This window comes from Mesorhizobium sp. CA12 (genome assembly GCF_020165255.1).
In the GTDB taxonomy this organism is placed as follows: Bacteria; Pseudomonadota; Alphaproteobacteria; order Rhizobiales; family Rhizobiaceae; genus Mesorhizobium.
In genome coordinates, this window is the sequence record NZ_JAIUHT010000026.1 from 48,195 (window position 1) to 58,688 (window position 10,494).

Sequence of the window (10,494 nt, forward strand, 5' to 3'; positions counted from 1 at the left end):
GCATATTGCATAATGTTGAGCCATGGCGTAGATAAGAGGCACGTTCGACAATTCCAGCGGAAATCCCATGTCCGATGCCGATGCAGCAACCGTAGCCCGACCCGCATGGCGATTCGACAGGCCCGACGACGAGCAGCCGAGCCTGCGCGAGGTGAACGCCTCGATCGCGGTGCCGCGGACCGGCGTCTGGTTCCGCCGCCTGTTCGCCTTCATCGGGCCGGGCTATATGGTCTCGGTCGGCTATATGGACCCAGGCAACTGGGCGACCGACCTCGCCGGTGGTGCCCAGTTCGGCTATACGCTGCTTTTCATCATCATGCTGTCGAACCTGATGGCGATCCTGCTGCAGGCGCTTGCCGCGCGTCTCGGCATCGCCACCGGCCGCGACCTCGCCCAGGCCTGCCGCGCCTATTATCCGCGCCCGGTCAATCTGCTGCTTTGGATCGCCTGCGAGCTGGCCATCATCGCCTGCGACCTCGCCGAGGTGATCGGCACGGCGATCGCGCTGCAGCTTCTGTTCGGCATCCCGCTGATCGGCGGCGCCATGCTGACCGCGCTCGATGCTTTCCTTGTGCTGCTGCTGATGAACAAGGGCTTCCGCTATCTCGAGGCCTTCGTCGTCGCGCTGCTGATCATCATCTTCGGCTGCTTTGCCATCCAGATCTTCGTCGCCGCGCCGCCGGCCGGCACGATCCTGCACTCGATGTTCGTGCCGTCGCCGGAGATCGTCACCAATCCGGCGATGCTCTACATCGCCATCGGCATCATCGGCGCGACAGTCATGCCGCATAATCTCTATCTGCATTCCTCGATCGTGCAGACCCGCGCCTATGAGCGCACCGATGCCGGCAAGCGCGACGCCATCAAATGGGCGACGACGGATTCGACCATCGCGCTGATCCTGGCGCTGTTCGTCAATGCGTCGATCCTGATCGTCGCGGCGGTCGCCTTCCACGATACCGGCCATCACCACGTCGCCGAGATCGGCCAGGCCTTCGAGCTGCTGTCGCCGCTGCTCGGCCTGGGCATCGCCTCGATCCTGTTCGCCGTCGCGCTGCTTGCCTCCGGCCTCAACTCGACCGTCACCGCGACGCTCGCCGGCCAGATCGTGATGGAAGGCTTCCTGCGCCTGCGCATCCCGCAATGGGCGCGGCGCCTGGTGACGCGCGGCATTGCCATCGTCCCCGTGGTGGTCGTCACGGCACTCTATGGCGAGAAGGGAACCGGCCAGCTGCTCGTCTTCAGCCAGGTGATCCTGTCGATGCAGCTGCCTTTCGCGGTGGTGCCGCTGGTGCAGTTCGTGTCGGACAAGAAGAAGATGGGCAATTTCGCCATACCGCGCGGCGTTGCGGCGTTGGCCTGGGTGGTTGCCGCCGTCATCCTCGTTCTCAACTTCAAGCTCCTCTACGACACCTTCGCCGGCTGACCGCGACATTCGCGCCGGCCGCGCTATCTTCGCGCCATGGCCAAACCGGACGAAGCCCGCAGATTCTACGCTAGGCTGATGGCTGCGCACGCCCGGTCGGCCGATCCACGCATCGAGGAGGTGTTCGCCGCGGTGCCGCGCGAGGCCTTCCTGGGTCCGGGGCCATGGACCGTCTTTGCCGGCGAAGGCCGGTTCCAGACGCCGAGCGCCGATCCTGGTTACATTTACCAGAATGTGCTCGTCGTGCTCGATGCCGACAAGGGCATCAACAATGGCGAGCCGATGCTGCACGCGATGTGGCTCGGCAAGGTCGAGCCGAAGCCGGGCGAGCACGTTACCCATATCGGCGCCGGCACAGGCTATTACACGGCGCTGCTGGCGAGGCTGGTCGAGCCGGGCGGCGGCGTCACCGCCTTCGAGATCGAGGCCGATCTTGCCGCGCGCGCCAAGGCGAACCTCGCTCGGTACCGCAACATCGAGGTGATCCACGGCGACGCCGTCGCCAACCCTTTGCCGCCCTCCGACATCGTCTATGTCAATGCCGGCGTCGTCGCGCCGCCCGCCGCGTGGCTGAAAGCGCTGAAGCCCGGCGGCCGCATGATCTTTCCGTGGCGTCCCTCCGAAACCGTCGGCCTCGCGGTGCTCGTAATGCGCCTGGAAAACGGCTTTGCCTGCCGGCCTTTCATGGGCTCCTGGTTCATCCCTTGCGTCGGCGCCTCCACTGCCGAGCCGGGCGCAAAAATACCGACACGTGAGCGCGCCGCGCGCACGCGCTCGATCTGGCTGAGGAAAGACAAGGCGCCCGACCGCACTGCCACCGCCGTCTTCGGCGAGGTCTGGTTCTCGTCACGCGCCATTCGCGTCGACGACACGCGCTAGAAATTCGCGGGCCGTGTCGGAGAGCAGCCTTGCCGTTCGTCCTTGGAGCAATTCCAGGAAAAGTGCGAAGCGGTTTTCCGTCAGGAATTGCGTCGAATGCTTTAGGCAGAAATCCGGCCGCGACGGCGCGGATCGTGAAAGGGAGAAGACAGATGCGCAAGATCATCGCCGCCACATTCGTTAGCCTCGACGGCGTCATGCAGGCGCCGGGCGGGCCGGAAGAGGATCCGGTCGGCGGCTTCAAATTCGGCGGCTGGACCTTCCATTATTTTGACGAGGTCGCAGGCGCGGCCATGGAGGAACTGTTCTCCAAGCCGTTCGACCTGCTGCTCGGCCGCAGAACCTACGATATCTTCGCCGCATACTGGCCGTATCAGAACGATCCGATCGCGGCTGTCTTCAACCCCGCGGTCAAATATGTGGCGACGCACCGGCCGGATACGCTGACCTGGCAGAACACGCAGTCGCTCGGACCGGATATCGTTGCAAGGCTCAAGGAGCTCAAGCAGGAAGATAGACCCGACCTGCTCATCCAGGGATCGGGCAATCTGATCCAGACCCTGCTCGCCAACGGGCTGATCGACGAGATCCGGCTGATGACCTTCCCGCTGCTGCTGGGCAAGGGTAAGCGGCTGTTCGGCGACAACGCGATGCCGGCGGCCTTCAAGCTCGTCAAATCGCAGGCTTCCACCACCGGCGTCATCATGGCGACCTATGAGCGCGGAGGCGAAATCCGTACGGGCTCGTTTGCCCAGCAGGAGCCTTCGGAAGCCGAGCTCGAACGGCGCAAAAATTGGAAGTAGCACAAGGCTGTCGCGCGGCGGGCAGACCCGCCGCGCATTGCCTCTCTTTCGAACGACGATTGAACGGTCAGGAGCCGCCAATGATGCCCACGATCACCGCCTTTGAACGATCGCCCGATGGCGGCAGGGGGCTCGCGCGCGACATGCACGTGCGCTGGGCGCTCGAGGAAGTCGGCCAGCCCTATGATGTTCGCCTCGTTTCGTTCGATGCGATGAAGCAACGCGCGCATCTTGCGATCAATCCCTTCGGCAGTATCCCGACCTATGAAGAAGGCGATCTCGCCCTGTTCGAGTCAGGCGCGATCGTCCTCCACATCGCGGTGCGTCACGCGGGCCTGTTGCCCGATGATGCGAACGCCCGGGCGCGCGCGGTCGCCTGGATATTCGCCGCGTACAGCACAGTGGAGCCGCCGATCCTCGACCGCGCGACGGCCGTGATCATGGAGCGCGACGCGAGGTGGCACGACGAGCGTCTGCCCCTGGTCGACGACCGCATCCGCAAGCGGCTGGCCCAGCTCTCCCACCATCTCGGCGACAGCGACTGGCTCGATGGCGCCTTCAGCGCCGGTGACCTTGTCATGGTGGGCGTGCTGCGCCGGCTGCAAAGATCGGGACTGCTGAACGAATTTCCGAACGTTGCCGCCTATGTCGCCCGCGGCGAGGCGCGGCCGGCCTTCAAGCGCGCTTTCGACGCGCAATTGGCGGTCGCCATGGCAGCGAAAGGCTGATGCCGCGTCACGCCGCCTGCCGATAGCGGGAAAGACCTTCGCGGATATGGCTGGCAAAAGCCTTTGCGGCCGGCGCGGCGGCATGTTTCGGCAGATGCAGGTTGACGGAGAAATTCGGCAGCGCCGGAAGGCCGGCGTCTGACAATATGTCGAGATCGGCCGGAACCGTCGAGGCAAGCCATGCGGTCACGGCAAGGTCCGAGCGCACTGTCGCGGTGGTCGCATCGATGTTGCCGTTCTCGAATACTGTGCGCCAGTCGAGCCCGTGTTCGCCAAGTGCGGCCAGCACCGCCGGTCGGAAGGCGCAGGTGTCGGCGACGATCGAAACCGGCAGCGGCCGCTTCAGGCGTGCGGTCCCGCCTCTGGCGCCGACCCAGACCAGCCGGTCGACGAGCAGGCATTCGCCGGCGGTCGGGCTGACGCGCTCCTCGATGACGGCAAGGTCGATGGTGCCCGCCGCCAGGGCCGCTGCGAGTTCCGGGGAGGACGCGCAGACCAGCGAAATCTCCACCTGCGGATAGGCTTCCGCATAGGCCTTCAGCACGGGCGCGAGCAGCGTGCCGACGAGGTCATAAGGCACGCCGATCCGCACCTGCCCGGCAACCGACCTTCCCCTGATCTCGGCAAGGATCTCGTCATTGAGCTGCAGCAGGCGGCGGGCTTTGTCGAGCAGCCGCTCGCCCACCCGCGTCAGCCTCAGGCCGCGGCGGTCGCGCTCGAACAGGCTCTGGCCGAGCACCTCCTCCAGCCGCTTGATCTGCTGGCTGACGGCGCCTTGCGTCAGGTGAAGCGCATTAGCGGCCGCCGTCATGCTGGCCTTGTCGGCGGTGGTGACGAAGGTGCGGATAAGGGTCGTGTCGAGATCGCGGATCATGCCCGGTATTATAATCGCTAATGCAAGCCATGCCAAACATTGCATTTACTGATGCTGGCAAGCGCCTAAGCATGTCTGCTCCTCGATTGGGAGGCCCGCATGTCCGACACCATCATCCCGCTGGTCCTGTTCGCGCTGATCTCGACCTCGACGCCCGGCATCGCCACGACGTTGTCGACCGCGTCCGGCGCGCAATTCGGCTTTCGCCGTTCGGTGCCGCTGATGGCCGGCAGCGCCGCGGGGCTGGCTACCGTGGCCGCCGCGGGCGCGGCAGGCCTGGCTGGACTTCTGGCCGCCATTCCATCCCTGCAGCTTGCCATGAAGATCGCCGGCTCGCTCTATCTGATCTGGCTGGCGATCAAGATCGGCCGCAGCGGCCCGCCCAACCTCGACATCAGCATGGCCAGGCCGAACAGCTTTTTCGGCGGCGCCGGCATCCAGTGGATGAATCCGAAAGGCTGGGCGATGGGGCTCGGCGCCGCCGCATCCTTCGCGGCACTGGCGGATGGTCCGCTGCAGCTCGCGCTGCTGCTGGGCGCCGTGTTCGGGCTGACCGCAGCCTTTTCGCTGTCGCTGTGGTGCGTGGCGGGAACCCTGCTTGCCCGTCTGCTCAAGACGGAGCGCCAGTGGCGCGCGCTCAACATCGTGCTCGGCCTTTTGCTGGCCGCCTCGATCCTACAGATGTGGCGGCCGGTGTAGTGCTGTTCCTCGCCCCCACGAAGGTGGGAGAGGTGGCTCGGCGAAGCCGAGACGGAGAGGGGGACTGGCGCCGCCCTGACCAAGGATCCAGCGACGAACTCGCCCTATGAAAGCCCCCTCTCCGGCCGCTTTGCGGCCACCTCTCCCCCACTCCGTGGGGGCGAGGAACCAGCCTCAGACCGCGTAGCGCGCCGCCGGCTTGCCGGAGAACAGGCTCCCGAAGAACTGGTCCCGGGCGCCGAGATAGGTGGCCAGCCCAGCCGCATCGGCAAGGCCGGGCGCGGTGACGGTCTCGCCTTGGGCGAACCCGGCAAGCGCGGCGTCGACCAGATCGTCGGCGCTCATGATCCAGTCCGGATTGATCCCGTCAAGGCTGATTCCGGAGACGTCCCACAACTCGGTGCGGACCGGTCCGGGCACGACGGACTGGACTTTCACATTGGTGCCGGCGACTTCCTTCTGCAGCGCTTCCGTGAAGTTGGCGACATAGGCCTTGGTGCCGCTGTAGATACCGCCGACGGCGATGCCATAGGCAACGACCGAGGCGATGTTGATGATCCCGCCGCGGTTGCGCGCAAGCAGGCCGGGCAGCACCGCGCGGGTCAGCCGGGTCAGCGCCACGACATTGACCTTGATCATGCGCTCGGCCGCGTCGGCATCGGCGTCGGCGATCGTCTCCAGGCCACCCACGCCGGCATTGTTGACCAACAGCGTCACGCTGTCATCCGCCGCCACCGCCTGCTCGACGCGGCGCAAATCGGCATCGACCGCAAGGTCGGCGATGATCGTCTCGACCTTGCGGCCATAGGCATAGGCCAGCTTGTCCGCCAACTCCCGCAGCCGGTCGGCGCGCCGCGCCACCAGCACCAGATCGTATCCCTGCCCTGCCAGCCGGTCTGCATAGACCGCTCCTATGCCCGACGACGCGCCGGTGATGACGGCCGTGCCCTTATTGTCCTTCGTGCTCATTGTCCTGTTCCTTTGTTCGCTTCGCTTGGCCCAGCGCCGACCATCCGATCATCTGCCGGGCTTCTGATCCAACTTAGTGGCATATGCCACTTTCCGCGAAGTAGGTATATGCCACTATCTTGTCAACGGCGGCGGCGAAAACTATTTCTGCGGCAGGCTGGCGCGTCGACGCGCCGGCGAGGAGTGATCATGACCGAAGCTCACAAGCCCGGATTCAGCGACTGCAACAACGCCACGCTGCGCCGTGCCGCGCGCAGTCTCGGCCGCTTCTACGACGACGCGCTGGCGCCGTCGGGCCTGAAGGGCACGCAGTTCGGGCTGCTCTTTCAGATCCACATCAGCGACGAGCCGGCGATGGGCACCATCGCCGAAGCGCTGATCATGGATCTGTCCGCGCTCGGCCATACGCTGAAGCCGCTGATCCGCGACGGCTATGTCGAGACCTTCCCCGACAAGGACGACCGCCGCGTCAAGCGCGTGCGGCTGACGCCGCGAGGACAGGCCAAGCTCGACGAGGCGCTCAAGCTGTGGAGCGTCGCGCAGCGGCAGTTCGAGAAAAAGGTTGGTGCGGAGCAGGCGGCAAAGCTGCGTGCGGCGCTGGACGCGGTGGCTGATCTCGATCTGGAAATGCCGACGGTCGCTCCTTCACTCTGAAGAAGCGGCCGCCGATCAGGCTTTGAAACCGTTACTCGGCCGGCATCGCCACTGGGCGGGCCAACATCCGGCCGGCAAGCACGACGCCCAGCCCGACGATCGGGAACACCGCCGCAATCAGGCCGAGATCGGCCGGGGCGCCGAAGCGCAGCACTGCGGCGCCGACCACCGCGCCCAGCGCGACGCCCAGATAGAGCGCCGAGGCGTTGAGCGACAGCACGATGGGCGCGGCATCCGGCGCCAGCTTGATGATGCGGCTCGCCTGCGCCGGCGGAAAAGCCCAGCCGACGATGCCCCATGGCACCATCATGGCCATCAGCGCCGGCCCGGCGATATGATGCGGCAAGAAGGTCGGGATCACCGAGAAGGTGGCGAGCATCGCGGCGGAGAGCGCCAGCGACCAGGCGACGGTTCGGGTGGCGCCGAAGCGGTCGGCGGCCTGCCCGCCGGCGATGTTGCCGATGACGGCGCCGACGCCGAAGGCGAGCAGCATGCCCGGCAGCGCGATCGGAGAGAGCCCGCCGCCTTCTATGGCCAAGGGCGCGATGAAGGCAAAGACGGTGAAGGCTCCGATCAGCGCCAGCACCGTGGTCAGCAGGATCGGCATCACGCCGGGCCGCACTGCCGCCGCCAGCCGCGCCCTCAACGGCAGCTTGGTGCCGACGATGCCGCGCGGCAACCGGTACCACAGGATCGCACCGGCCAGCGCGCCGAGCCCGGCAATGGCGAAGAAAGTGCCGCGCCAGCCGGCAATCGCCGCGACCAGCGCGCCGAGCGGCGCGCCGACGGCGACCGCCACAGTGGTGCCGCCGACGACGACGGCGATGGCGCGCGCCCGGTGGTGGTCGTCGACCAGTGCCACTGCCGTGCCTTGCGCGGTCGCCGCGAACAGGCCGGACGACAGCGCCATGACGATGCGGGCGATCAAAAGCACCTCGAAGGAGGAACTGAGCGCGGCAGCAACATTGCCAAGGACGAAGAATACCAGCGTCCACAAGATGACGCGCCGCCGGTCCCATTCGCCGGTCAGCGTCGCCAGCACCGGCGCGCCGAACGCATAGGCGAGCGCGAAGGCGGTGATCAGCGAGCCGGCGAGCGGCACGGAGATGCCGGCGTCAGTGGCGATATCGGGAAGAAGGCTGGAGATGACGAAGCCTTCGGTCGAGATCGCGAACGATCCGAGCGCAAGCCAGAAGATCCGCTTGTCCATGGGGAACTGTCCTTAGTTCAAAGGTTATTGAACAATTGGACATAACAGGGCATGATGTCAACCGAGCCGGGAGAAAATAGCTGAACCCTGCTGACAGCCCTGTGTCAGGACGGGCCGAAAGGAAGAGGCTATGTCTGTCGGCAGAAAAGGAAGCCGCGTTGAAGTTCGTGCCGTTTGTGCTTAATTCTGGGCCATGAGCCTGCCCCATCCAACCGCCGACCAGATCAGCCTGCCGATCGTGCTCGCCGTGCTCGGCGACCCAACCCGGCTTGCCATTGTCCGCTATCTGGCTCGCAAGGAAGGCGTGCCGATGAACTGCAGCAAGTTCCTCGACCTCGCCTCCAAGACCAATCTCAGCTACCACCTCGCCAAGCTGCGCGAGGCGGGCGTCACCCGTAGCGAGGCGGCAGGCACCAGCCGGCTTATAACGCTGCGCCGCGACGACCTCGACAAGCGCTTTCCCGGCCTGCTCGACAGCGTGATCGCCGCGGCTGACGGCGACAAGGATCTGCCGGCGGTCGGCACGTCCGAGATGGAACTCGAGGCCTGATTGCGGCGCTGACGAAATTGCCTGTCATGGAGCTCTCATGCGCATCGCCGTAGTGGCCGACATCCACGGCAACGTGCTCGCCTTGGACTCTGTGCTCGACGATCTGAACCAGCGAGGCGGCGCCGACATCATCGTCAATCTCGGCGACTGCGTGTCTGGCCCGCTCTGGCCGCGCCAGACGATGGAACGGCTGCAGGCGCTCAATCTTCCGACGGTGCGCGGCAATCACGACCGCCGCGTCGCCCAGGACGTGGCCGATGAAGCCATGTGGCCGTCCGACCGCTACGCCCAGGAGCGGTTGACCGCGCCGCAGCGCGAGGCGTTGCTCGCCCTGCCGCTCACATTGGAGATCGTGCCCGGCGTCATAGCCTTCCACGCCCGGCCGGACCATGACGAAAAATACCTCGCCGACGCCATTGTCGACGGCCAGTTGGTGCGCGCGCCGCTCGCCGCGATCAGGCGCCGGCTGAAGCCGCTCGATCCGGCCTGCCGCCTCGTGCTGTGCGGCCACAGCCATCGCAACGAGCTGATCCGCATCCCCGACGGTCCGGTCATCTTCAACCCCGGCAGCGTCGGCTGCCCCGCCTATGACGATGACACGCCGCCGGCGCATGTCTCCGAGCAAGGCTCGCCGCATGCCCGCTACGGCATCGTCGAGCTGGACGTGCCCGGCCGCGCCGACCGCTTCGAGGCGATCGCGGTGGACTACGACCATGAAGCCGCCGCAAAGCAGGCCGAACAGGCGGGACGGCCGGAATGGGCACACGCGCTGCGGACCGGATTTATGAGGATTGAAGGGAGTTCATGTCCCGATCGAGCGGAGCCTATGCATGAAGCGCAGGGTTAGGCTCCCATCCACGCTGCTCTTCGTCGCTCCACTGCTGGCGGCGGCCCTGCCGGCCATAGCCCAGGATGCGTCGGGACCGATCGTTTCGATTATCGGCGGCCTGGCGCCGGACGATCTCCTCAACATCCGCGTCACCGCTTCGCCGAGTGGAAAGGTGGCGGCGCGGCTGCCCAACGGCACGGCCGTCAAGAATTTCGGCTGCAACGTCGTCAACGGCTATCCCTGGTGCAAGGTCGAGGATACGCAGGACGCGCATATCGTCGGTTGGGCGCCCGCCCGCTATCTCAGCCCCAACAACCCTGCGCCGGCGCCTGAAGATGCCGCCGCGCCGGCGGCCGCAGCAATTGCGCCTCAATCTTCCGAAGAGCCGCAGCCTGACATAGCGGCGCGCCTGGGCCGCAGGGAGCCGGCCGAGCCGCCATCTCCGGCCGAGATCGGCAGGACCGCCATGCAGGACGCGTATGCTCTCGCCTTCGCGGCCTCGGCCAGCGCCGGGTCCGACACCCCGGACGCCGGCATCCCCTGCGCCCGCCATGTCGGCCAGCCGATGACCCGCTGCGAAATCAGTGTCGCGCATGAGGGCGGCGACAGCGTCGTGACCGTGACCTGGCCGGACGGCGGCACCCGCCTCATCAATTTCCACGACGGCAAGCCCGCCGGCTCCGACTCCTCCGACGAATTCCGCTTCACCCGCGAAGGCAGCCTCAACATGATCCGCATCGGCGTTTCCGAGCGCTTCGAGATCACGGACGCACTGGCGTTGGGTGCTGATACTGGGGAATAAGGCAGTAGGGCAGTAAGGCAATAGGGAAGAGAGGCCCCTACTCCCCTACTCCCCCCCCTACTCCCCTACTC

The 10,494-nt window shown here is 66.1% G+C and carries 12 protein-coding genes; 9 read left to right on the top strand and 3 right to left on the bottom strand.

Translation table 11 applies throughout. The annotated features are described in order from the left end of the window. The first annotated feature begins 67 nt into the window (after window positions 1-67). The 4 genes from LB520_RS28180 to LB520_RS28195 all read left to right on the top strand — a co-directional run bounded on the left by LB520_RS28180 (window position 68) and on the right by LB520_RS28195 (window position 3,836). Window positions 68-1,426, top strand: coding sequence for an Nramp family divalent metal transporter (locus LB520_RS28180; protein WP_224640112.1), 1,359 nt, complete (start codon window positions 68-70; stop codon window positions 1,424-1,426). 78 nt (window positions 1,427-1,504) lie between these two features. Beyond that, window positions 1,505-2,305, top strand: a complete 801-nt coding sequence (locus LB520_RS28185; RefSeq protein WP_411969965.1) for a protein-L-isoaspartate O-methyltransferase family protein — start codon at window positions 1,505-1,507, stop codon at window positions 2,303-2,305. Between the two features lie 152 nt (window positions 2,306-2,457). Continuing rightward, on the top strand, window positions 2,458-3,108 hold the full coding sequence (locus tag LB520_RS28190) for a dihydrofolate reductase family protein (protein ID WP_224640114.1): 651 nt from the start codon (window positions 2,458-2,460) through the stop codon (window positions 3,106-3,108). Between the two features lie 80 nt (window positions 3,109-3,188). Beyond that, window positions 3,189-3,836, top strand: a complete 648-nt coding sequence (locus LB520_RS28195) for a glutathione S-transferase family protein (protein ID WP_224640119.1) — start codon at window positions 3,189-3,191, stop codon at window positions 3,834-3,836. A gap of 7 nt (window positions 3,837-3,843) precedes the next feature. On the opposite strand, the gene LB520_RS28200 is transcribed toward LB520_RS28195, so the two are convergent. Next, window positions 3,844-4,710, bottom strand: a complete 867-nt coding sequence (locus LB520_RS28200) for a LysR family transcriptional regulator (RefSeq protein ID WP_224640115.1) — start codon at window positions 4,708-4,710, stop codon at window positions 3,844-3,846. A 99-nt stretch (window positions 4,711-4,809) separates the two neighbouring features. Here LB520_RS28200 and LB520_RS28205 point away from each other — a divergent pair, with 99 nt between their 5' ends. After that, on the top strand, window positions 4,810-5,409 hold the full coding sequence (locus LB520_RS28205; protein WP_224530528.1) for a LysE family translocator: 600 nt from the start codon (window positions 4,810-4,812) through the stop codon (window positions 5,407-5,409). Window positions 5,410-5,583: 174 nt separating this feature from the next. Here the strand turns inward: LB520_RS28205 and LB520_RS28210 are convergent, their stop codons facing one another. Then, on the bottom strand, window positions 5,584-6,378 hold the full coding sequence (locus tag LB520_RS28210; RefSeq protein WP_224530296.1) for an SDR family NAD(P)-dependent oxidoreductase: 795 nt from the start codon (window positions 6,376-6,378) through the stop codon (window positions 5,584-5,586). A gap of 189 nt (window positions 6,379-6,567) precedes the next feature. Between LB520_RS28210 and LB520_RS28215 the strand changes: the two genes are divergently transcribed. Then, a complete protein-coding gene (locus LB520_RS28215) occupies window positions 6,568-7,032 on the top strand; it encodes a MarR family winged helix-turn-helix transcriptional regulator (protein WP_224530294.1) in 465 nt (154 codons plus the stop codon). A gap of 31 nt (window positions 7,033-7,063) precedes the next feature. Here the strand turns inward: LB520_RS28215 and LB520_RS28220 are convergent, their stop codons facing one another. Further along, a complete protein-coding gene (locus tag LB520_RS28220; RefSeq protein ID WP_224543111.1) occupies window positions 7,064-8,242 on the bottom strand; it encodes an MFS transporter in 1,179 nt (392 codons plus the stop codon). A 193-nt stretch (window positions 8,243-8,435) separates the two neighbouring features. Between LB520_RS28220 and LB520_RS28225 the strand changes: the two genes are divergently transcribed. The 3 genes from LB520_RS28225 to LB520_RS28235 are packed head-to-tail and all read left to right on the top strand — an operon-like array spanning window position 8,436 to window position 10,423. Continuing rightward, entirely contained in the window at window positions 8,436-8,792 is a 357-nt protein-coding gene (locus LB520_RS28225; RefSeq protein ID WP_140838528.1) for an ArsR/SmtB family transcription factor, read from the top strand. A gap of 37 nt (window positions 8,793-8,829) precedes the next feature. Next, window positions 8,830-9,639 carry a metallophosphoesterase family protein gene (locus LB520_RS28230; protein ID WP_224640116.1) on the top strand — a complete coding sequence of 270 codons (810 nt, stop codon included), beginning with the start codon at window positions 8,830-8,832 and terminating at the stop codon, window positions 9,637-9,639. Beyond that, window positions 9,623-10,423, top strand: a complete 801-nt coding sequence (locus LB520_RS28235; protein ID WP_224640117.1) for an SH3 domain-containing protein — start codon at window positions 9,623-9,625, stop codon at window positions 10,421-10,423. The genes LB520_RS28230 and LB520_RS28235 overlap by 17 nt, the downstream gene beginning before the upstream one ends. Window positions 10,424-10,494 lie beyond the last annotated feature (71 nt).